Raw genomic sequence first — 23,028 nt, 5'->3', positions numbered from 1 at the left:
GAGGGGTGAGGGCTTGCAAAACTCAAACCAAGGAGCTGATAGCATGGCGCTGAAACTGTACGATCTGAGCATTCCAACCGGGATCGCCACGCCGGCCTGGCCGAGCTACGAGCCGCTGCAAGTCCACTACTTCAAGCGGCTGAGCTTCAACGGCGCGAACGGGCAGATCATCCGCTCCTCGAACCACGTCGGCACGCACCTCGACGGCCAGTGCCACTTCGTCACCGGAGGCCAGGACATCGCCTCGATCTCGCTGGAGCGGCTCTACGGCCCCGGCGTGATCGTCGATCTCTCCGATATGGCCGAGGACTACGGGATCTACACGTCGAAAGACATCGAGGCGCGCGTCGAGGTGCGCGAGGACGATATTCTCTTCATCTACACCGGCTACTCGCGCTACGGCTGGGATCAGCCCGACGCCGACGAGCAGCGCTATATGCTGCGCCATCCCGGCCCGACCCGCGAGTTCTGGGAGTGGTGCCTGAAGAAGCGGCTCAAGCTGCTGGGCGTCGACTGTGGCTCGCAGGATCATCCGTTCAACACCAAGATCCGCGACTGGCGGCCCGATGAGGCGCGCAAAGCCGATGCCTACCTGCGCGAGAAGCACGGCAGGAGCCTGGAAGAGATCTTCCCGACCGAGGATTACCAGGGCATGCACTTCAAGCTCTTCCCGTCGGGGATCATCCATGTAGAGTGCCTGGGCGGCGAGATCGGCAGGCTGCTCAACCAGCGCACCACGATCGGCGTGTTTCCGTGGAAGTTCAAGGACGGCGAGGCTGCCTTCTGCCGGGTGGTCGCGTTTCACGAGGAATAGGCCACGCGCCGATGTCCGGTCAAGCAAGGAGCCGCACCCTGATGACGGGTGCGGCTCGCCGTGTGGAGGATGAGGAGAACTGTTAATTGAACAATGGCAGAGAACACATAAACAGCGCCTCCCTCACCTATATAAGCGCAGTACGGATCGTAAAGGTTACGGCCTGCACCAAAATCATGTCAAAATCCGATTAACTTCGTCGGGGCGCATGCAATGATACGCCCCGACAAGCGATCGAAGCGCTTGATTGCTGGCACGGCCACGGCTGCGGCAACCCCGGCCCGACACCTAGCGCTTCTTGCGGCTCGCCAGCGACGCCTTGAGCAGATCGCGGTTGAGCATGGCGATAAAGTCCATGCTGATCTCCTTGGGACAGACCGACGAGCACTCGCCGATGTTGGTGCAGCCGCCGAAGCCCTCGGAGTCCATTCGCTCCACCATGTTCAGCACGCGGCTGTGACGCTCCGGCTGGCCCTGCGGCAGCAGGTTGAGATGGGCCACCTTGGCGGCGGTGAAGAGCATCGCCGAGGCGTTGGGACAGGCCGCCACACACGCGCCGCATGCGATACACGCGGCGGCATCCATCGCCAGATCCGCATTCTCCTTGGGCACCGGGATCGAGTTCCCTTCGGGCGCGCTGCCGGTCGAGACTGAGATATACCCGCCCGACTCGATGATCCGGTCGAACGAGCCGCGATCGACGACCAGATCTTTGATCACCGGGAAGGGCCTGGCCCGCCACGGCTCGATGTAGATCGTATCGCCGTCCTTGAAGTGCCGCATATGAAGCTGGCAGGTCGTCGTCGCCCGCTCCGGGCCGTGCGCCACGCCGTTGATCATCAGGCCGCACATGCCGCAGATCCCCTCGCGGCAATCGTGATCGAACGCGATCGGCTCCTCGCCTTTGGCGATCAACTCCTCGTTGATCACGTCCAACATCTCAAGGAACGACATGTCCGGGCTAATATCGCGCGCATCGTACTTGACGAAGCGGCCCTCGGACTTTGCGTTCTTTTGACGCCATACATGTAGTGTCAGGTTCATCTATTTCGCTCCCGCGAACGAGTTCAAAGTTCAAGGTTTTGAGTTCAAAGTTCAAAGTTCAAGGTTTCCCTTTGTGCGCCGGGTGCCATGCCCAGAGGGCACCCGCATGGCACCCGGTTCTTTGTTCTTTGTTTGGTTCTCGCCCCTTTGTTCCTTTGTTCCCTTGATCCCTTGTTCTTTGTTCGTTACTTATAGCTCCGCTGCGCCAGATGGACGTACTCGAAGTTAAGCGGCTCGCGGTGCAGCACGGGCGCTTTGCCAACGCCGTTGAACTCCCAGGCCGCGACGTAGGAGAAGTGCTCGTCGTCGCGCAGCGCCTCACCTTCGGGCGTCTGGCTTTCCTCGCGGAAGTGCCCGCCGCACGACTCGGTCCGATGGAGCGCGTCCAGACACATCAGCTCGGCCAGCTCCATGAAGTCGGCCACCCGTCCGGCCTTCTCCAGCGATTGGTTTAGCTCGTTGCCGTCGCCGGGCACCTTGACGTTCTCCCAGAACTCGGCCCGAATTTCCGGGATCTTCGCCAGCGCCTCGCGCAAGCCCTGATCGTTGCGCGCCATGCCGCACTTATCCCACATCAGTTGACCTAGCTCACGGTGAAACGAGTCGACGGTGCGCTTGCCGTTGATGCTCAGCAGCCGCTCGGTCCGGCTTGTCACATCGTGGAGCACCTCGTTGAACGCGGGATGCGTCGCGCTGATCTGGCCGGGCGTCACCTTCGTCAGATAATCGCCGATGGTGTAGGGCAGCACAAAGTAGCCGTCGGCCAGGCCCTGCATCAGCGCGCTCGCGCCCAGCCGATTCGCGCCGTGGTCGGAGAAGTTGGCCTCGCCGATCACGAACAGGCCGGGGATCGTGCTCATCAGGTTGTAGTCTACCCACAGGCCGCCCATCGTGTAGTGGATCGCGGGATAGATGCGCATCGGCACCTCGTACGGATTCTCGGCGGTGATGCGCTCGTACATATCGAACAGGTTGCCGTAGCGCTCGCGGATCACGCTTGTGCCCAGGCGCTTGATCGCGTCGCCGAAGTCGAGATAGACGCCGAGGCCGCCCGGCCCCACGCCCCGCCCTTCGTCGCAGACGGCCTTGGCATTGCGCGAGGCCACGTCGCGCGGCACCAGATTGCCGAAGCTGGGATACCTGCGCTCCAGGTAGTAGTCGCGCTCCTCCTCCGGGATCTGCTCCGGCGGACGCTGATCGCCCGCCTGCTTGGGCACCCAGATCCGCCCGTCGTTCCGCAGCGACTCGCTCATCAGCGTGAGCTTGGACTGGTACTCGCCATGCACCGGGATACACGTCGGGTGGATCTGCGTGAAGCACGGATTGCCGAAGAACGCGCCTTTGCGATGCGCGCGCCAGATCGCCGTCGTATTACAGCCCTTGGCGTTGGTCGAAAGATAGAACACATTGCCGTAGCCGCCGGTCGCCAGCACCACCGCGTCGCCGACATGCGTCTCGATCGTGCCCGTCACCATGTCGCGGGTGACAATCCCCTGCGCGCGGCCATCGACCACGACCAGATCAAGCATCTCGGTGCGCGGAAACATCTTGACCTTGCCCGCCTCGATCTGACGGCAGAGCGCCTGGTACGCGCCCAGCAAAAGCTGCTGGCCGGTCTGGCCGCGCGCGTAGAACGTGCGCGAAACCTGTGCGCCGCCAAACGAGCGGTTGTCGAGGTAGCCGCTGTACTCGCGGGCAAAGGGCACGCCCTGCGCCACACACTGATCGATGATGTTGACGCTGATCTGCGCCAGACGATAGACGTTCGCCTCACGCGAGCGGTAGTCTCCGCCCTTGACGGTATCGTAGAACAGCCGATAGATGCTATCGCCGTCGTTTCGGTAGTTTTTCGCGGCGTTGATGCCGCCCTGCGCCGCGATACTGTGCGCGCGGCGCGGGCTATCCTGGTAGCAGAAGCTCTTGACGTTGTAGCCCAGCTCGGCCAGCGACGCCGCGGCGGATGCGCCCGCAAGGCCGGTGCCCACGACGATCACGGTGTACTTGCGCTTGTTGGCCGGATTGACCAGCTTCATCTCGAAGCGATGCGTATCCCATTTCTCGGCGATCGGCCCCGCCGGAATGCGCGCGTTCAGCACGCTCTCGCCGAACGGCTGCCCGCGCCGAGTCCCGGTATCGACAGCCGGAGCCGTTGTTGTATCGATTGCCATGACTATCCTTCTCCCAAGCTAGCGCAGAATGCCGGTCAGCACGGCGATCGGGATCGAAATATTGCCCAGAACGACCGCCAGCGCCGTGACCATCGCCAGACCGCGCAGCAGGCTGTTAAACTTGACGCTGTTCAGGCCTAGCGTCTGGAACATGCTCCACACGCCGTGGTACAGGTGCAGCCCGACCGCGCCCATCGCGACGATGTAAAAGAGCGATACCAGCGGATTCCGAAATCCGTTCACGACGTTGGCATAGACCTGAAAGCCGTTGTTGGGATCTTCGTGAAGATACTGGCCCGCGGCAAAGCCCACCTGGCCCAGCGTGAGGTGCAGAATATGGTAGATGATGAACAGCAGCACGATGACGCCGCCCCAGCGCATTGTGCGCGATGCATACGTGGCCTGCACAGGCTTGTGGACGGCGTAGCGCTGCGGACGGCTGGCCCGATCCTGTATCGTCAGTTGGGTTGCCGCCGTAATATGCAGCACAACCGAAACCAGCAGCACGATGCGAGCGACCCAGAGCAGCGCCTCGCGCGGGAAGAGCGGCTCGCCGACATCGCGCAGAAAGCCAGCATAGGCATTGATCGCCTCAGCGCCCAGAAACACCTTGAGATTGCCGACCATATGCGCGACGACAAAGCCGACCAGAATGATTCCTGTGACGGCCATCACAACTTTTTTGCCAATCGACGTTCGATATAGCGTGAGTGCCGAAACCATCGTTTCTTCCTTTGTACTAGGCGAACGAACAAGACCCACCATGCCGATGAATCGATACCGGCGCAGCGGCGCATGCACGTCGCTGGTAGCACTATACTATGTGAATCGTGATCACAGATTGTCGGGAACACAGGGCGAGCGGCTGCGCTATCCGTTCTGGTGTGGTGGCCGATCCAGCAGCGCGTGGCCCGCATTCTTAGCCACAATCACTTATGTGAAGTTGAACGGCACATCGATAATTATACTCCACTGCTCCACAGCGAACAAACCGCACAGCGCCCTAAGGTATACGCTGTAGATGGCAAAATGCGCTCTCCGATGGTAACGCCAGCGAGTAACAAATCAGTTCGTTGATGAAGCAGAACACAGGACAAAGAACAGAGGGGAGAGCCAGTAGGAGAGGGGCCGGAGGCTAAGGCCGCAATGCCACACGCGAAACTTAAAAAAACGATGGAACGTCTCCGTGCTAGACGTTCCATCACATCATCTTTTTAGTTCTCATTGTGGAGCGTCTCCGTGCCAGACACTCCGGCGTAGAACTCCTCCTGTTGGTGTGCGAGAAACTGATGATGGGTTTCTCACAGCGCTAAACATGCATCATCCACGTAATCGCCCTGGCGGACTCTTCCGATCAACCGCCACGATCACCGGATCGCTGATCCGCTCCTGAGTCTCGATGCTGCAACCGACGATGCGCTTGCTCGCATCTTCCTCATCCAGGTAACACAGACCAAAGATGGGGGGTGATCTTGCTGTCTTGGGTGTCGCGTATGCTCAGTAGACCTCCTGCAAGACTGTAAGTGCCTACTCAAACCGACATCTGTATTAAAGCAAAGATCCCGTGTCAGGGTAAGGTTTAAGCGGTACAATAGAGCGATACAGTAGCGATACATCTTTACCATGCGACCGATCACAGCGTAGACAGAAGCTTGAACCTGAAGCACCCGTGAACTTCCCTCGCAGGGTGTCACCCCTATCAGCGCGGAGGCGCGATGCAAGGGCCAATCTCATTCGGTCGCTGGCTGAAACAGCGGCGCAAAGCTCTTGAACTTACCCAGGATGACCTGGCCCGGCTGGTGAACTGCTCCGGGATTACGATCCGCAAAATCGAGGCGAACGAGCGGCGACCATCCAGGCAGATCGCCGAGCTGCTCGCGGATCGCCTGGAGATTGCGCCGAGCGACCGTGCGGCATTTCTCCAGTTTGCGCGCGGCGAGGCCGACGAGCAACGCCACGCCGAGCAGCCAGCGGACCAGCAGCGGCATCCTGCTCAGTGGCGCGCATCGCAGCGTCCGACGAATCTTGCCCGCCCGCTTCACCCGCTGATCGCTCGTGCCCAGGAGATCGCAGCGCTACGCCAGCTCTTGCTGCATGGCGATGCGCGCCTGCTGACGATCACCGGGCCGGGCGGCATCGGGAAGACCCGTCTGGCGCAAGAGGTGGCCTACCATCTGCTCGACGATTTCACTGACGGCGTGTTCCTGGTCGCCCTGGAAACCCTGAGCGATCCCTCCCAGGTCGCCGCGACCATCGCGCAAACCCTGGGCATGGTCGACGCCAGCCCGCAGCCCGCCCGCGCGCGGCTGCTCGATCACCTCTGCGACAAACACCTGCTGCTCGTGCTGGATAACTTTGAGCATCTGCTCGCCGCCGCGCCCCTGGTAACAGACCTCTTGACAACATGCCCGTGGTTGCATATCCTGACTACAAGCCGAGCGCCGCTGCACCTGCGCGGCGAGCGCCAGTTTAGCGTACCACCGCTGCCGTTGCCGGAGCCGCAGCAGACCGTAGACTTCGAGGCGTTGGAGCACTTCGGCGCTGTTGCGCTTTTTAGCGCACGGGCGCAGGCCGCGCGTCCCGGCTGGACGCTCACCGAGCAGAACGCGCCCGCAGTTGTGGCGCTGTGCGCCCACCTCGACGGCCTGCCGCTGGCGATCGAGCTGGCAGCCGCCCATACGCGGCTGCTCTCGCCGCACGAGATGCTGGAGCAAATCCGTGGCAAGCCAGCCATGCTGAGCGGCGGCTTCCGCGATCTGCCAACTCGCCAGCAGGCGCTCCGCAGCACGATCGACTGGAGCTACAACCTCCTCGATCAGCAGACCCGGCATATCTTTGCGCGGCTGGCGGTTTTCAACGGCGGGTGTACCCTTCAGGCGGCGCTGGCCGTCTGCGACGACGGAGCGCAGGCTATACACAACCTGCTCGACCAGCTTTCGATTCTGGTCGACCAAAACCTGTTGCAGCGCGAAGAAATGCCCGATGGCACGTCGCGCTTCGTGATGCTCAACACGATCCGCGAGTATGCCCGCGAGAAGCTGGCGGCGGACAACCAGGCGCACGATATGCAGGAGCGCCATCTTCAGTACTTCTTGAGCGTCGCCGAAAGCGCCGAGCTATGCCTGCGCGGGACGGAGCAGGTGGCGTGTGTTGCGCTGCTTGAGCACGAGCATAACAACTTCCAGGCGGCGCTTGAGTGGTGCCGCGCAGCGCCGGAGCGGGCCGAGGCCGGGCTACGCCTGGCGGGCGCGCTGGGCGAGTTCTGGGCCATTCACAGCTACCTCTCGCTGGGACGAAGCTGGCTCGAAGCCTTCCTGACAGGGGATCGTGGTGCGCCGGACGTCGTGCGGGCTAAGGCGCTGCGCTATGCAGGCATCCTGGCAAGCATGCAGGGCGACTCCGCTCAGGCGATGGTCTGGGACCAGGAGACGCTGCATCTGTGTCGCCAACTGGGCGATACCTGGGGCATGTGCTACTCGCTGGCCGATCTGGGCTGGGTCCAGGTCTGGCATGATTGCGAGCCAGAGCAGGGCCGCGTGCTGTTGGAGGAGAGCCTGGCGCTGAGCCGTCAGGTGGGCGATCCCTGGCTGATCGCGCGGGTTGCCTGGCGCGTGGGCATGTACTGCTACTACTTCGGCCACGACCCGCAGCAGGCCCGTGCGCTGTTGGAGGAGAGCCTGGCGCTGTCGCGGATGGTCGGAGACACGTGGAATATAAGCAACGTGCTCGTCCATCTCAGCAACGCACTGTGGTCGCAGCAGCAAGATCGGCGGGCCATCCAGTTGGCCGAAGAAGCGCTGACGCTCGCTCAAATGGTCGGAAACCAGCGCAGCATCGCCAGCGCCTACAATATGCTGGGCACCGTCGCGCTGGCCGATGGCGATTACGAGCAGGCGCACGCCTACCACGCCAAAAGCTTGCAGCTTGCCCAGGCGCTCGGTCTGCCGCTTCAAATCATCACAGCCCGCTACCTGCTGGGACGTGTCGCGCTCAGCCAGCGCAATTTTCCTGAGGCTCAGGTATACTTCATGCAGTGCGTCGGCGCGTGCCAGGAGCTAAACGATAAGCTACGGGTGGCGATGTGCCTGATCGCCTTAGCTGGCGTGGCGCAGGGGATGGCGCAGACCCGGCGTGCCGTCCGCCTCCTGGGCGCGACGATCACCGTGCTGGAGCTGATCGATGCCCGCCTGGAGGGTGCCGACCGCAAGGACTACGAGCGCTATCTGGCCGCAACCCGCGCACAGTTGGACCATACCAGTTGGGCAGATGCCTGGGCCGAGGGCCGGGCGATGTCGTTCGATCAGGCGATCGTCTATGCGCTGGAAGATACCAGCGAATCGATCGCCGCCGCGCTGCTAGAGCTGGATTGAGCCCCTACACACGCTACGCTTCATCTCCGAGAGCAGGAGATTCAGATTCCATTCATTATCCACGGAGGACAGCTATGTCGGCAATCAACGTTATTCGGGCCTGGAAAGACGAAGACTATCGGATGAGCTTGAGCGAGGAGCAGCTGGGGCTGCTGCCCGCCAGCCCTGTCGGCACGATCGATCTGTCGGATGAGGATCTGGATGCTATCGGCGCGCCATACACCACCATGAGCACCGCGCCGATGGGCGATCTCTAGCTCCGCACGGCACCCTAATCAGCTAGTCACCTGCACCCGCCATTCTGAACGAGAGCAGCCCGACTCCTGACGATCACCAGCACGCGGCGAGTGAGCGCGAGATCGCCGCGTGGCTGAACCTCAGCCCTCGATCCACGGATCGGACCCGCCTTTCGTTCTACAATCCCGCCTCTGCTCTCGATGACGTAGCCTTCGCGGTAGCTAATCCTACCGCGAAGGATTTTTATTGCCCGCGCCGCGCGGCAACGCGGTCCTCAAGCGGCACGTACGCAAAATCGTAGCCGAAGTACTGCGGCCCGACCAGCTCCAGGCCCCTGGGCGTGCGCCAGCGTCGGTCGCAGGGAATGCCCAGCACGTCTACCCGAAAGCCGTAGCGCAGCGCCTCGGTGGTGATCGGCTCGCCCGTCTCCGCGTCCAGAATCGTGATCAGATCGGGCGACGACGCCAGCACATCCGTCGCGGTGCGCGCCACCAGATACTCATTCTGGAACTGGATCTGGCACTCCTGCTCTGCGTAGCCCTCGCCGCCGGTGATCAGCGCGTCGCCGCGCGTAAAGCCGCGCACCGTGCGCCGCTGGATGTCGGCGATCTTGCCCCGAAACAGGCGATACCCGCCGGTCACGCCCAGCACGGCATCGATCGGATTGTGCTTGCGCTGGTGCGCCTCGCGGATCGCGCGTCCAATCCGCTGGCAGAGCGAGATCGTGCCCGGCACCGCCGATTGCTTCAGTTGCCGACCGGTCATCGGGAAGCAGGCCAGCATCGCCGAGCAGCCCATCTCGATCGACGCCGTGCGCGCGAAGCGCTCGGTCCAGTGGTTATCGCTGGTGTTGATCACCAGGGTATTGCCCTTTTCGTCGGCCAGCGTGAACGGCGACGCCGAGATACCGTCGATGCCCAGCGTCACCATCGGAATTTCGGGAAACGCCCGGCCCATGCCGTCGGCGTCGACCAGCGGCAGGCCAAGTGCCGCCGCCAGGCTGAACGGCGTGGTCGAGTTCAGGCCCCCGGCCTCGATCGACATCGTCGCCGTGATCTTACGCCCCAGGAAGTGCTCCATGGTCTGAAACGCATGGATGATCTCATCGCCGCGCGGTATCTTCTCCACCATCACCGAGGGCGCGCCCATCATCGCGGTCGGCACGATCAGATCGTCGTCATCCAGCGCATCGACATCGAGCAGCCTGACCGGGCCGTGCCGCCGGATCGCCTCGATCGCCAGCAGCTTGCCGATGTAGGGATCGCCGCCGCCGCCCGTGCCGAGCACCGCCGCGCCCAGCGCGATCTCTTCCAGATCCGCTGCCGTAATCATTCGCATGATGAGACTCCTTCGCGCACAATCGCCAGATCGCCGGCGGCTTTGACCCGAATGCGGGTGGCGTTGGATGGAAGATAGGCCAGCGGCACGTCCTCGACATCGACGATCTGCACCGAATTGGCGTAGGCTCCGGCGGCCACAGCGCGGCTGATCGCCTCGGCTTTGGCCTGCGCCAGCGCGGCCTCGCGGGAGAGCGTGTCGAGGCTAAAGATCCGATCGACCTCGCCTGAGATCTGGCCGATTGCCGCGCCGACCGCGTTGGCCGCCTCGAAGTGCTCCGGCTTGATCGTCTGCGACACGCCCTTGAGCGGGCGGTCGATCAGCACCGAGCCGCCGCCGACCAGCACCACCGGCAGATCGTCGGCGACGACCTTCATCCGATCGATCGCGTCCTCGGTCATGACATGAATCCGCTCCACCGCAGCCGCCACCAGCTTTCGATTGAGCGCAGCCAGCTTCGAGCGCGCGCCGTCCATTGTCGGCAGGTCGAAGTAGCCCGCAGCCACCGCAATATCGGTCGCCGTCAGCACCTCGCCGCCGAAGCTCAGCGCCTGTTGCAGCAGCTCGTAGCCCACCGATTGCGGCCCGATCGCCAGCGGCTTTGCCCGCACGATGCTGCCGCCGCCCAGCCCGATCGACAGCACATCCGGCATCCGAAAGTTGGTGCGCACCCCGCCGACGCGCACCGCAACCGAGGCCTCGCGCGGAAAGCCCTGGATCAGCGCGCCGACATCCGTGGTCGTGCCGCCAATGTCGACCACCATCGCATCTTTAAGGCCCGACAGAAACGCCGCGCCGCGCATCGAGTTGGTCGGGCCAGACGAAAAGGTCAGCACCGGATAGCTCGCCGCGTACTCCGCGCTCATCAGCGTCCCGTCGTTCTGGGTGATGTAGAGCGGCGCGCGAATCCCAACCTCGACCAGCGCTCCCCGGAACGCGCCGATGGTGGTCGCGGCCAGATCCTGCAAGCAGGCATTGAGGATCGCCGCATTTTCGCGCTCAAGCAGCCCCATCCGCCCGATCTCATGCGACAGGCTGATCGCAGCATCGGGCAGCACCTCGCGGATCAGCTCCGCCGCCTGCTGCTCCGCTGCGCTGTTGACCGTGGAGAAGACCGCCGAGATCGCTACCGAGCGAATGCCGCGCCGCATGATCTCGCGAGCAACCTCGCGAATCTCATCGGCCTGAACCTCCGCGAGAGGCCGCCCGTCGTACTCGTGGCCGCCCCGCACCAGAAAGCGATGATCGCCGAGCGCCGCGCACAGATCTGTCGGCCAATCGACCATCGGCGGCAGCGCTGCCGTGGCGGGTAATGCCACCCGCACCACGGCTGTCGGCTGGAGCCGACGCCGCTCAATGATCGCGTTGGTAAAGTGCGTCGTGCCGATCATCACCGCGCTCATGCGGTCCAGCGCAGCAGGCTCGCGCTCGATCAAAAATCGCAGCGCCGTGACGATCCCGGTCATCACATCGGGCGTCGTCGGCGTTTTGATCTTCGCCAGTACATGATTGCCTTGCATCAAAACGGCGTCGGTGTTCGTGCCACCAACGTCAATACCAATTCGCATGTATCTTGCTCCTTTGGGAACGGCGTATAGCGGATCTGTGTGTTCTTGGCAGATGACCGGGATCATCGGCGGCATAGAGCGGCGATGTCACTTCGCTATGGATCGCTGGAGGGATCCAATCGAATGAGCTATGGCAGCTCACCTGCCAGCGCGCGGTGGCATGCAACCAGATGCTCGGCCTCAATTGGGCGGAGCGGCTGAGGCAGCTCGCGGCATGCGCTCGTCGCGTACGGGCAGCGGGAAGCAAGGCGGCAGCCCTGGGGTGGGTTGATCGCCGAAGGGATCTCACCTGCCAGCACGATCCGCTGGCGCGGCTGCTCCGGTGTCTCGCTCGGCAGCGCCGACATAAGCGCTTGCGTGTAGGGGTGGCGGGGGGTGGCAAACAATGCATTACGAGTACCAATTTCTACAATCTGGCCCAGATACAAGACCGCAACGCGGGCAGCCAGATAGTTGACGACAGCCAGATCGTGAGAGATGAACAGATAGCTCAGGCCAAGATCGGCCTGAAGCTGGCCCAGCAGATTGAGCAGCTTCGCCTGCACCGAAACATCCAGCGCCGAGGTCGGCTCGTCCAGCACCAGCAGGCGCGGCCCGGTCGCCAGCGCCCGCGCGATGCCGACGCGCTGGTTCTGCCCGCCCGAAAGCTGGTGCGGGTAGCGATTGAGGTAGACCTGCTTCAGGCCAACTTTGGCGAGCAGATCTTTAGCGCGCTCGCTGGCCTCGCGGCGGGAGCAGAGCTTATGCAGCAGCAGCGGCTCCGTCACCAGCTCGCTCACGGTCATGCGCGGGTTGAGCGCGTCGTAGGGATCTTGAAAGACGATCTGCGCATGACGGCGCATCGCCCGGAGCGCTCGTGGCGCGAGGCCCGTCACCTCCTGGCCCGCAAACCAGATGCGGCCCGCCGTCGGCTCCTCCAGCCGCAGGATGCAGCGCCCGATCGTGGATTTGCCGCTGCCGCTCTCGCCGACCAGGCCCAGCGTCTCGCCGGGCCGGATCGTGAACGAGACGCCATCCACGGCCCGCACATAGACCCTGGCACGCATGCCTTTGCGCACCGGATAATATTTGGTCAGGCCCTCTACCGTGAGCAGCGCCTCGGCTGTCTGCGTCGCTGGCTGCGCTGCGATCATGCGGCTCGCTCCCAGTGATGACAGGCCACCTCGTGACCCGCGCCGATCGTCTCTTTGCGCGGCACCGTCCGCTGGCAGACCTCGGTTGCAAGCGGGCAGCGCGGGTGGAAGCGGCAGCCGCTCGGAGGCCGCAGCGGATCGGGCACGTTGCCGGGAATCACCGGCAGCATGTCCGTCTGGCCCAGCTTTGGACGCGAGCGCAGCAATCCCTGGGTGTACGGGTGGCGCGGCTGCGAAAAGATCTCGGCCACGGTCGCCAGCTCGACGATCTCGCCCGCGTACATCACCGCAATGATGTCGCATAGCTCGGCGGCCATGCCCAGGTCGTGGGTGATCACGATCTGCGCCGTGCCGCGTGTCTCGCGCAGCTCCTTCAGCAGGCGGACGACCTGATACTGCGTCGTCACGTCCAGGCCGGTCGTCGGCTCGTCGGCGATCAACAACTGCGGATTGCACGAGAGCGCCAGCGCGATCATCACCCGCTGGCACATGCCGCCCGAAAGCTGGTGCGGATAGGCCCGCATTCGTAAGGCAGGATCGGGGATGTGAACGCTGTTCAGCAGCCGCAGCGCCTCCTGCCGCGCCTCGGCAGCGCCCAGCCCCCGGCGATAGCGCACCACCTGCGTCAGCAGCTCGCCGATCGTCAGCAGCGGATTCAGCGCCGCGCGCGGATTTTGAAAGATCATCGCGATCTCTTTGCCGCGCACCTCGTCCATCGCCGCCTCGGAGAGCGCCCGCAGGTTGCGCCCGCCGAGCCAGATCTCGCCGCCGACGATCTTGCCGGGCTTTTTGAGGATGCGCAAGATCGATGCGCCCGTCACTGACTTGCCGGAGCCGGTTTCGCCCACCAGGCCCATGATCTGCCCCGGCAGCACGTCGAAGCTCAGGCCGTCCAGCACCTTGACGATGCCCCGGCGCGTCGCGAAGTGCGTCTGCAAGCCCCTGACAGACAGCAGCGGCGCGGTGGTTAGCGCAGGCGCGGGCAGTGTGTCCGCCGCAGCGCCCGGTATTCGATCGATCTCTAGCATGAGCACCTATGACCTACGTCGTGGGTCGAGTATATCTTGCAGCCCGTCGCCGATCAGATTAAACGCCAGCACGGTCACGCCGATCGCCAGGCCGGGGAAGGTATAGACCCACCAGTGACCCTGCAAAAACTCTTGCAGCCCCATCGCGATCATCACGCCCCACTCGGCGGTGGGCACCGCCACGCCCAGCCCGATAAAGCTAAGCCCTGCCGCCTCCAGAATCGCCCAGCCCGATTGCAGCGTGGATGTTACCAGAATCGGCGCGAGCGCGTTCGGAAACAGATGGCGAAAGAGCACGCGCGGCCCTGAGTTGCCAACCGCCACCGCTGAGAGCGCGTACTGCGTCTGCTTGAGGCTCAGGATCAGGTTACGCATCAGCCGCGCGTAGCCCGGTATGTTCAGCGCCGCCGTTGCGACGATCACCGTGGTCAGCCCCGGGCCGAGCGCAAACGCGATGCCCATCGCGAAAATAAAGCGCGGAAACGCCTGAAGCATGTCCATAACGCGCATCAGCGCCTCGTCCACGTACCGCCCGACGTAGCCTGAGATGCCGCCCAGGACGCTGCCGATCGTGGCGGAGGCCGCGACCGACGCGACCGCGATCAGCAGGTCGAGCCGCGCGCCGTAGAGCACCCGCGAGAAGATGTCATGCCCAAACTGGTCGGTGCCGAACGGATGGCTGCCGCTCGGCGGCAGGTTCGCGCGGGCAATGTCGAGCGCGTACGGATCGTATGGCGCGAGCAGCGGCGCGAGCAGCGCGGCCAACACGATCACGCTCAATAACACCAGGCCAACCATGCTGGTGGCGTTGTGGCGCAGCGACCACCAGGCGTCGGCCAGGCGCTCCTGCTGCGGCGCGAGATCATCCTCGTCCAGCGGCGGCGCGGCCGGCAGCGTGTTAATGTTGCTCATGCGTACTCCACGCGCGGATCGATCGCCGCGATCAGCAGGTCTACCAGCAGGTAGATGAGCACATAGGCCACGGTGATCAGCAGGATAAAGCCCTGAATTGCAGGAAAATCACTCGACAAGATCGCGTTGTACGAGTACGTGCCCAGGCCCGGCCAGGCAAAAACCAGCTCGACCAGCACCTCGCCGCCCAGCGCGTAGCCATAGACTCCGGCGATCATCGTCAGGATCGGGATCAGGGCGTTTTTCAGGGCGTGCTGGAAGATAATCACCCGCCGGGGCAGGCCCAGCGCCCGCGCCGTGCGAACATAGTCGGACTCAAGCGCGTCGATCATCGCGGCGCGAGTCATGCGCGCCAGCGGAGCCAGCGCCGTAAACGCGATGATCAGCACCGGCAGCGTGAGATGCGCCGCCGCCGAGGCGAAGACCTGCCAGTCGCCCACCAGCGCGGCGTCGATCAGCAGCCAGCCGGTAATCCGCTCCGGCTCCACCAGGCTGGTCGAGAGACGGCCCAGCGGCGCGGGTGCCCAGCCCAGGTTGACGAAGAAGACTTGCAGCAGGATCAGGCCCAGCCAGAAGACCGGCATCGACACGCCGATCACGCTGATCACGCGGCCAAGCTGATCGATCCAGGTATCCTTCGCCACCGCGCTGGCAATCCCGATCGGCAGCGCCAGGCCGATCGCCAGCAGCATGCCGAGCGTGGTCAGCTCAAGCGAGACGGGCAGGCGCTCGCGCAGATCCTCCGCCACCGGCTGCGCCGTAGTGTAGGAGACGCCCAGATCCTGGTACACGACCAGATCGCGCACGTACAGGTAGAACTGCTCGACCACGGGCCGGTCCAGCCGCGCCTCGCGCTTCATCTGCTCGCGCTGCTCGGCGCTGACGTACGGCCCCGCCACCCGATCGATCGGGTTGCCGGGCAGAATCCGCGTCAGGAAAAAGGTAATAAAGGTGATACCCAGCAGCACCGGGATCACCCACAGCAGACGGCGGACGGCATAGCCAGCGAAACGCATAGCACTCCCTTCTACTGCTTATCCATGTAGAAGAAGCGCGGCAGCTCGTCGTTCAGGTAGGCGTAGCCCTGCACGTTTTTGCGCATCGGCACGTTCCAGTTGGGCTGCACCAGATACACGTGCGACACCTCCTCGGCCAGGATCTTCTGGATCTCGCTGGCCGCCTCCAGCCGCGCCTGCTGGTCGGTGCCCAGCGTATGCTCTTTGATCAGCGCGTCGACGCGGTCGTTCTTGTAGCGGCTGTAGTTGGTCGGGCTGTCGGAGCGCGCCAGCCACGAGAGATGATAGAAGGGATCGTTGACCCACGAGATCCAGTTGTCGACGAAGAACTGGAGCTTGCCCGCTTGCTGCTGCTCGTTGAACGCGGCAAAGGCCAGCTTCTCGATCGTTACGTTCATGCCGATCTGCTTGAGGTTATTGGCGACGATCACGGCGGTCCGCTCGTCTTCCTCGTTGCCGATCCGCACCGACAGCTTGATCGGCGGCAGGCCCGCGCCATTGGCGAAGCCAGCCTGCGACAGCAGCTCTTTGGCGCGATCCAGGTTGGTATTGTAGGTCCAGAAGGACGGATCGTGGCCGGGCATGCCCTTGGTGACAAGCGACATCGAGCGGATCGCGTAGCCCTTGTACACATCGTTGACGATCGAGTCGTAGGGCACGGCATAGGCAACGGCCTGCCGCACCAGCTTGTTATCGAACGGCGCGATCGTGTTGTTGAGCTGGAGATGCACCGAGCGCGTCGTCTCGATCGAGAGCACGCGAATATTCGGATCTTGCTTCAGCGCGTCCAGCTCTTTGACCGGCGGCTCCTGCACCATGTCCACATCACCGGTCTTCAGCAGCAGCAGCCGCTGCGTCGCATCCGGCACGATCTTGAGGATCACCCGGTCGAGCCTGGGCTTGCCCTGGTAGTAGTTGGGATACGCCCGCAGCACGACTCGATCGCCTGGGTTGTATTGCTCGAAGACGAAAGGGCCATTACCGGGAGCCAGGGTTTTCTTAAGCTCTTGTTTGGCCCAGGGATCGTTCTGCGGCGCAACTTTTTTGAGGTAGTCGGGGCTGATCGACGATGTGTTGTGCATCGTGTTGTTCATGAACACCAGCGCGTTGGGCGAGTCCATGCGCATTGTCACCGTTTTATCGTCAGGTGCCGAGAAGTAGTCGGCGCTCATGACGCCGCCCATGTTCAGCAGGAAAAAGGCGCTGCCTCCGGCCTCGAAGATTCGTCGATAGCCGCCGACAATATCGTTGGCCGCAACCGCCTTGCCGTCGTGATAGGTAATGTTGTCGCGCAGCTTCCAGGTGACGGTCTTCCCATCGTCGGAGACGGTTCTGCTCGCCGCTAGCATCGGCTCGATCATGTTGGTATCGGCCACCCAGTATGTATAGCCGTCCGCCGTCGTCTTTTCGACGAGCTTATACTGCTCCAGCTGGTCGAATGTGTTCTGAATGGTGGTCTGCGATGTGATGCTGCCTGCGGTGAACGCCGGATCGAAGGTGTCGATGTCGCCGGGAAGCGCGACGATCAACGTTTTCTGCCCAGTTCCATTGGAGGCTGCGGGCGCTGGCGTGCCACATGCGGTAAGTAGTACCAGTACTGCTGCTACGAGCAGCAATGCAGCGTGAAATGTGCGGAGACGCGGTACGGTCATCGATGCAAAACCCTTTCACAAACGAGGGCAACCAGACTGTTGTTTCCAGAGCTACCTAAGAGTATACGGTAACTTTGGAGCATAAGACACGGGGCTTTGGCCGTAAAAGAGGCGTAGGAATTTCTCCCTTGCTATGACAGGGGCCACGCGACGACGTTATTTCATCGCTGAGAAGAATTGGCTGTAGTATAGTGTACCCCCCAGGCGGCGTCAACGCTATGCCAGAGCGATCTATAGACATACTGACGCTGTTAGCCGGGTCATGGTTGCGGCTGGTGATCGCACCTGATCTCACCTACCCCTCGCGCGATCAGTCCGTGCGCCAGTGCGTCCAGGTAGCGCCGGATCGAGACGCTGCACCGCCGTCCTGAGGGTGGCGAGCGGCACGTTATATTTTTCCGCCGCCTCGCTCAACGATAAGAGCTGCCTATCGGCCATAATCCGTTCCTGAACACGAAAAAGCGCCTGTGCCGATTATTCTACACAGGCGCGCATAAAAACAAAAACGACCAGGAGTTGGAACTCCTGATCGTCTTACGGTGGTGGAGCTGAGGGGGCTCGAACCCCTGACCCCAACACTGCCAGTGTTGTGCTCTCCCAGCTGAGCTACAGCCCCACAAATGCATTTCGCTGTAAAGGGTTCTGGTGGACCTGGGGGGATTCGAACCCCCGACCTCCGCATTGCGAACGCGGCGCTCTCCCAACTAAGCTACAGGCCCTTGCCCCGTGACGGGATGGAAGTGTATCACGCGGCATCGCTGTTGTCAAATCGATTGGCGGGTCGCTTGACGGTCAACCTTGCTTGCTCTACCATGCCCATGATGTCGCAGCATGTTCATCTCGCTCAAGCCAACGTCGAACATCGACATGTTGGGCTCAGAGGCCGACGATCGATCCTGCGATACAAGGATTGCCATGAAACCAATCGGTTCAATCATTCTTTTGCTCATGATCGCGCTGCTCACGGCCTGCGGTGGTGCAGGCCCGGAGATCGGCGCGGCGGCGACGCCCAGCGCGACGACAGGAGCCGCTCCCACCACGCAGCCGACCGCGACACCTGACGCTCCCACCGCCACGTTCGTGCCGACGCCTGTCGCGGCAGTTGCGACGGATACACCCGCGCCCGCGACGCAGACCACAGCGGCCTTAGCCACGCCGACCGCCCAGCCGACGGCAGCAGCCACCAGCACCGCAGTGCCTTCGGCAACCGCAACGCCGGGGCAGCCCACGCCGCTGCCAGCCCCAGGCACCACACCGGACGGCATCGCGATCCGGCCCGACCTGAGCGGCACGCTGGCCTTCGTCCGCGACGGCGATATTTACGCCTACCAGCCACAGACCGGCGCGGTGCGGCGGCTGATCGAGAACGGTCGTGATGTTCAGTTCTCGCGCGACGGCACCCAGATCGCGTTCATCCGCGACGATGGCCTGTATCTCGCGGCGGCGGACGGCAGCAACATTCGGCGGATTGCAGAGCAATCGGGGATTGTCTCGCCACAGTGGGCCGATGACGGCTCGAAGATCGCGTTTGAGCGGGGTGACGATCCCGCGCGGCGCGGCAGCGGCGAGATCTGGACGGTTGAGCTGCCAGGCGGCACGCCGCTCAAGATCGCCACGGGGGCCGATCCGGCGTGGGCACCCGACAGCAAGCGGCTGGCATACGTCACCGAGGCTACCGGCGATCCCCGGCGCGGGCAGGTGCGGCTCACCAACTGGCTCGGACAGAACGACTGGGGCGTGATTCGATCGCTGCCGCCGGGCCTGCCGCCGATCGGCATTCCAGGCGAAGAGATCCCGCCCGATCGGCTGGAGCATCTGCTCTTCACGCCCGTGTGGGACGCGACCGGCGCGTTCATCTACGCGCCCGCCTTTGTCGGCTACCAGGCGCTCACCGACTTCAGCATCTGGCAGCGCGCCGACGCGCGCAACGGCGGCTCGACCTTCCTGGGCCAACTGCCGGGCGTCATGGATGCCTTCGCCTCGCCGAATCGCCAGGCGGTCGTTTTTACGGTCGGCAGCGCGCGCGGCGATATAACACTGCTCACACGGTCGCTCGACCCGAACATCGAGCAGCAATACGCCTGGGCCGAGTACCAGGAGCTTGCCAACAGCGATGCTCCGGCGTGGTCGCCGGGCAGCGACGCGCTGGCCTTCTTCCGCTGCTCGTTCGAGCCGCCCGATCGCTGCGATCTGGTCGTCGCACAGCCGGGCCGGAGCGAGCCTGCGGCCCTGATCCCGGATGTCTTCGGCGGGAAGGGGCCTGATCGCGAAGATGGCCTTGCGCTGAGCTGGGGCCGCTAGCATCATGGGAGAACAGCAGCCGATTCGCGTGCTGATGCTGGCCCGCGCGGTCTATCCGCTGCATGGCTTCGGCGGCATCGAGCGCCATGTCTTCCATCTAGTCACGCATCTGGTCCGCCAGGGCGTCGAGGTGATGCTGGTAGCCGGAGAGCCGCCCACGCCCGACGACGAGCATACGGGCCTGCAACGGATTCTGGATGCCGCCAGGCTGGACACCACGGCGCTCTCGCTAACCTTTTTGCGCTACGATCGCACGTCGCCGCTGCTGCGGCCCAACGCGATCGTCGGGCGGCAGATCAACTACCCGCTCTTTGCGCTCCACGAGGGTCGGCTTGCGCGGGCACGGATCGACGCGGGCCAGGTGGATGTGGTGCATACGCAGGGACTCTGCGCGCTGGGCTTTGGCGTCGAGCGGCGACGACATACCGATCTGCGGCGGGTGCCGTTCATCGCCAATCCGCACGGCCTGGAAGAGTACCGCACGCCCGACTGGCGCAAGCGCGCGGCCTATGCTCCGTTTCGGGCGCTCTACTCCTGGGGCCACCGGCAGGCCGACCGGGTGATCGCCACCGATGCGTGTACGCAGGACGATCTGCCGCGCTATCTGAACGTCAATCCGGCCAAAGTTGTCGTGATCCCCTCGGCGATCGATGTGGATGAGTGCCTGGGCTTTGTCGATCCGCAGCAGCGCGCGGCGCTCTGCACGCGCTTCGGCCTGGATGCCGCCGATCCCGTGCTGCTGAGCGTCAGCCGCCTTGAGCGCAACAAAGGCTATCACATCCTGCTCGACGCGCTGGCGATGGTGCGAGACGTGCTGGGAGAGCGCTGGAGGTGGCTGCTGGTGGGTACGGGCAAAGAGGCCGAGGCGCTCAAGCAGCAGGCTGCGCGTCTGGGCCTCGCAGAGCACGTCGTCTTCGTCGGCGGGCTGAGCGATACGGAGCTGCACTCGCTCTACGAAGAAGTCGATCTCTTCGTGCATCCGACGCTGTACGAAGGCTCGTCGCTGGTGACGTTGGAGGCGATGATCCACCGGCTGCCGATCGTTGCCAGCGCGGCGGGCGGCATTCCCGATAAGGTCTTTCCGGGGCGCAACGGGCTGCTCGTGCCGCCCGGCGATGTCGCCGCGCTGGCGCAGGCGCTCCGCACGGCGCTGGATCTGCGCGCACACTGGCAGCGCTGGGGCAATGACGGCGTCGGCATCGTCGAGAAAACATTTGCCTGGCCGATCGTCGCAAAGCGCACCAAACGGGAGTACGAATCGATGCTTGCAAAGAGGCAACGCTCATGAATCGCTCGGCTGACGCCCACGCCGATCGCACGCTGCTGGCTGCGCGCCAGGCTGCGGATCGCCGGATCGCCGCCGCCACGAAGCTGGTCTGGCCGCTGCTGGTAGGCACCATCATGATGGTCGTGGGCGTGCTGATGCGCCTGCCGACAGCCTACTACACCGGCTCCCACGATCAGCGCAGCTTCAACAACTATATTTTTCAGTTTACCGGCGCGTACTCGGATATTACGTCGCTCTATTTCCGCGACAAGCTGTGGCTGCATCCGGTGCCGTACTTCGGCTACTACGTCGAGTATCCGGTTGGCATGGGCTGGCTGGTCTGGCTGATCAACTTCGTCCATCATGGCGTGATGCCGTACTTCTACGCCACGGCGGCGGTGATGATCATCTGCGGGCTGCTGGTCTTCTGGCTCGGCAGCGCGTTCGATGAGGCCAATCTCTGGCTGCTGGCGCTCTCGCCGACGCTGCCGCTCTACGTGGTGCTCAACTGGGACATGTTCGGCATCCTGCTGACGATCGGCGCGCTGCTGCTGTTTCGCCGCGACCGCGACGGGTGGGGCACGCTGCTGCTGGCGGCTGCCGTCTGGACCAAGTTCTTCCCGATCGTGCTGGTGCCGCTGGTCGTCTTCGAGCGCGTGCTCAAGGGACGCTGGCGGGATGCGATCACGATCGGCGCGGGCTTTGGCATCGTCAGCGTAGCGATCAACGCGCCCTTCGCGCTCCAGATCACGCCGCAGGGCTGGCACATCCGCGATAGCTGGCTGCATTTCTTTCGCTTCAACCAGCAGCGTCCGCGCGAGGTCAACTTCTGGAACTTTTTCGATTCGCTGCAACTGAGCGTCAAGGAGATCAACCTGTTCAGCGCGATCCTGCTGGCGCTCGGCGTCGGCGCGATCCTGCTGCTGATGGGCTACTCGTGGCTGCGCGGCGCTGGAAAAGCCCGCGATCTGCTGCTGCCCGCGGCGCTGGCGGCGATCGGCTGGTTCTTCTTCATCAACAAGGTCTACAGCCCGCAGTACAGCCTGTGGCTGGCCGTGCTGATGGCCTTGCTCGCCGCGCCGCCGACGCTGGTCGTCGCCTTTGCCGCCGCCGATATTGGCTACTTCACCACCAGCTTTGTGTCGCTGCACCTGTCGTCCTCGCAGAACCCTGCGGCGCGCTGGTTTTTCGCCGATGTGATGATCCCGTCGATGGTCTTCCGCGAGGCGATCATCCTGGGAATCATCGGCTGGGCGCTCTGGCGGCTGCTCCGTCCGGTTGCATCATTCGATCCAGATCGGACGGTGAGATCCGGATAATAGCGTGAGCACCTGCTGATTTTTCACCGCTTGACCGTGCTTCCACGCAGAAGCTATAGTTGGGCTGTTCAGGATGAGTTCGGACTCTGATGAAAGGAGAGCGAGCTATGAAAACCGATCAAACAGCCCCCAAGACAATAGACGAATATATCGCGGGCTTTCCGGAGGATGTGCAGGCTATTCTCGAAAAGATACGGATGACGATTAGACAGGCGGCACCCGAGGCGCAAGCGACAATCAAGTATCAGATGCCGACCTTCACGCTGAACGGCAATCTGGTTCATTTTGGTGCTTTCAAAAACCATATCGGGTTTTACCCTGTGCCGACCGGAATTGAGGCATTCAAGGATGAACTTTCTGTGTATGAGGGAGGAAAGGGATCGGTGCAGTTTCCTTTAGATAAACCGATTCCCTTCGACCTGATCAGCAGAATTGTGCAGTTTAGGGTCAAGGAGAATCTGGAAAAGGCAGCAAAACCGAAGAAGCGGACGTGAACATTAGCCATCATGTGCTGCACGGGCGGCTGCTGAGGACATGGGTGCAGGCGAGCTTGATCGATAGCCGGTAGCTCGCGGCACCTTTCCGGCGCTGCTGCCCCACTAGCCGATCGTTTACCCGGTGCTCACCGAGGCGTACGCCACGCAGATCGTCAGGGAGTGGAACACCAAAGACACCGCATCGGGCTACGTCGGCCACGTCACGCGCTTTCAGGTGCGCACGGCCTTTCTGGATCGGTATAATATTCAGGTAGCCGGTAGCTCACAGCACCAGGAGTACAGGATTCCTGCCGAAGACCTGAATGAGTTCCGGAAGCATATCGTCGGGAAGATCGAGATCATTGCCGAGTTTCATTGAATCAAC

18 protein-coding genes and 2 tRNA genes are annotated in these 23,028 nt (G+C 63.1%); 8 read left to right on the top strand and 12 right to left on the bottom strand.

The genetic code is table 11. From position 1 onward, the window contains the following. Nucleotides 1-43: 43 nt before the first annotated feature. Nucleotides 44-814, top strand: a complete 771-nt coding sequence (locus VFZ66_06935) for a cyclase family protein (protein HEX6288906.1) — start codon at nt 44-46, stop codon at nt 812-814. A gap of 288 nt (nt 815-1,102) precedes the next feature. Here VFZ66_06935 and VFZ66_06930 read toward each other — a convergent pair whose 3' ends face one another. The 3 genes from VFZ66_06930 to VFZ66_06920 form a co-directional block, all read right to left on the bottom strand. Then, nucleotides 1,103-1,858, bottom strand: a complete 756-nt coding sequence (locus VFZ66_06930) for a succinate dehydrogenase/fumarate reductase iron-sulfur subunit (protein ID HEX6288905.1) — start codon at nt 1,856-1,858, stop codon at nt 1,103-1,105. 185 nt (nt 1,859-2,043) lie between these two features. After that, nucleotides 2,044-4,026 carry a fumarate reductase/succinate dehydrogenase flavoprotein subunit gene (locus VFZ66_06925; GenBank protein HEX6288904.1) on the bottom strand — a complete coding sequence of 661 codons (1,983 nt, stop codon included), beginning with the start codon at nt 4,024-4,026 and terminating at the stop codon, nt 2,044-2,046. Between the two features lie 18 nt (nt 4,027-4,044). Beyond that, the gene (locus VFZ66_06920; GenBank protein HEX6288903.1) at nt 4,045-4,749 is read right to left on the bottom strand and encodes a succinate dehydrogenase cytochrome b subunit; all 705 of its coding nucleotides are present in this window, start codon (nt 4,747-4,749) and stop codon (nt 4,045-4,047) included. 992 nt (nt 4,750-5,741) lie between these two features. Here VFZ66_06920 and VFZ66_06915 point away from each other — a divergent pair. After that, entirely contained in the window at nt 5,742-8,396 is a 2,655-nt protein-coding gene (locus VFZ66_06915; GenBank protein HEX6288902.1) for a tetratricopeptide repeat protein, read from the top strand. 74 nt (nt 8,397-8,470) lie between these two features. Next, the gene (locus VFZ66_06910; protein ID HEX6288901.1) at nt 8,471-8,653 is read left to right on the top strand and encodes a mersacidin/lichenicidin family type 2 lantibiotic; all 183 of its coding nucleotides are present in this window, start codon (nt 8,471-8,473) and stop codon (nt 8,651-8,653) included. A 223-nt stretch (nt 8,654-8,876) separates the two neighbouring features. Here VFZ66_06910 and VFZ66_06905 read toward each other — a convergent pair whose 3' ends face one another. From VFZ66_06905 to VFZ66_06865, 9 genes are all read right to left on the bottom strand, one after another. Continuing rightward, complete coding sequence (locus tag VFZ66_06905; GenBank protein HEX6288900.1) at nt 8,877-9,971, bottom strand: DUF917 domain-containing protein; 1,095 nt, start codon at nt 9,969-9,971, stop codon at nt 8,877-8,879. Next, nucleotides 9,962-11,539 carry a hydantoinase/oxoprolinase family protein gene (locus VFZ66_06900; protein ID HEX6288899.1) on the bottom strand — a complete coding sequence of 526 codons (1,578 nt, stop codon included), beginning with the start codon at nt 11,537-11,539 and terminating at the stop codon, nt 9,962-9,964. The genes VFZ66_06905 and VFZ66_06900 overlap by 10 nt, the downstream gene beginning before the upstream one ends. A gap of 128 nt (nt 11,540-11,667) precedes the next feature. Next, nucleotides 11,668-12,672, bottom strand: coding sequence for an oligopeptide/dipeptide ABC transporter ATP-binding protein (locus VFZ66_06895; GenBank protein HEX6288898.1), 1,005 nt, complete (start codon nt 12,670-12,672; stop codon nt 11,668-11,670). Then, nucleotides 12,669-13,700, bottom strand: coding sequence for an ABC transporter ATP-binding protein (locus tag VFZ66_06890; protein ID HEX6288897.1), 1,032 nt, complete (start codon nt 13,698-13,700; stop codon nt 12,669-12,671). The genes VFZ66_06895 and VFZ66_06890 overlap by 4 nt, the downstream gene beginning before the upstream one ends. Before the next feature lie 6 nt (nt 13,701-13,706). After that, nucleotides 13,707-14,612: an ABC transporter permease gene (locus VFZ66_06885; protein HEX6288896.1), complete on the bottom strand. Its 906-nt coding sequence runs from the start codon at nt 14,610-14,612 to the stop codon at nt 13,707-13,709. Next, nucleotides 14,609-15,628, bottom strand: a complete 1,020-nt coding sequence (locus tag VFZ66_06880; protein ID HEX6288895.1) for an ABC transporter permease — start codon at nt 15,626-15,628, stop codon at nt 14,609-14,611. The genes VFZ66_06885 and VFZ66_06880 overlap by 4 nt, the downstream gene beginning before the upstream one ends. A gap of 11 nt (nt 15,629-15,639) precedes the next feature. Continuing rightward, entirely contained in the window at nt 15,640-17,157 is a 1,518-nt protein-coding gene (locus tag VFZ66_06875; GenBank protein ID HEX6288894.1) for an ABC transporter substrate-binding protein, read from the bottom strand. A 663-nt stretch (nt 17,158-17,820) separates the two neighbouring features. Beyond that, a tRNA-Ala gene (locus VFZ66_06870) sits at nt 17,821-17,896 on the bottom strand. Between the two features lie 27 nt (nt 17,897-17,923). Next, a tRNA-Ala gene (locus VFZ66_06865) sits at nt 17,924-17,999 on the bottom strand. A 196-nt stretch (nt 18,000-18,195) separates the two neighbouring features. Between VFZ66_06865 and VFZ66_06860 the strand changes: the two genes are divergently transcribed. The 5 genes from VFZ66_06860 to VFZ66_06840 all read left to right on the top strand — a co-directional run bounded on the left by VFZ66_06860 (nt 18,196) and on the right by VFZ66_06840 (nt 23,022). Then, nucleotides 18,196-19,581 carry a hypothetical protein gene (locus VFZ66_06860; GenBank protein HEX6288893.1) on the top strand — a complete coding sequence of 462 codons (1,386 nt, stop codon included), beginning with the start codon at nt 18,196-18,198 and terminating at the stop codon, nt 19,579-19,581. Nucleotides 19,582-19,585: 4 nt separating this feature from the next. Then, nucleotides 19,586-20,869, top strand: coding sequence for a glycosyltransferase family 4 protein (locus VFZ66_06855; protein HEX6288892.1), 1,284 nt, complete (start codon nt 19,586-19,588; stop codon nt 20,867-20,869). Then, nucleotides 20,866-22,167, top strand: coding sequence for a hypothetical protein (locus VFZ66_06850; protein ID HEX6288891.1), 1,302 nt, complete (start codon nt 20,866-20,868; stop codon nt 22,165-22,167). Before VFZ66_06855 ends, VFZ66_06850 begins: the two co-directional genes overlap by 4 nt. Before the next feature lie 107 nt (nt 22,168-22,274). Continuing rightward, complete coding sequence (locus tag VFZ66_06845; protein ID HEX6288890.1) at nt 22,275-22,661, top strand: DUF1801 domain-containing protein; 387 nt, start codon at nt 22,275-22,277, stop codon at nt 22,659-22,661. Nucleotides 22,662-22,785: 124 nt separating this feature from the next. Further along, complete coding sequence (locus VFZ66_06840; protein HEX6288889.1) at nt 22,786-23,022, top strand: hypothetical protein; 237 nt, start codon at nt 22,786-22,788, stop codon at nt 23,020-23,022. Nucleotides 23,023-23,028 lie beyond the last annotated feature (6 nt).

This window comes from Herpetosiphonaceae bacterium (assembly GCA_036374795.1).
Lineage (GTDB): Bacteria > Chloroflexota > Chloroflexia > Chloroflexales > Kallotenuaceae > LB3-1.
Note: the sequence above shows the minus strand (reverse complement) of the source record. Positions and strands in the feature narration are given on the sequence as shown.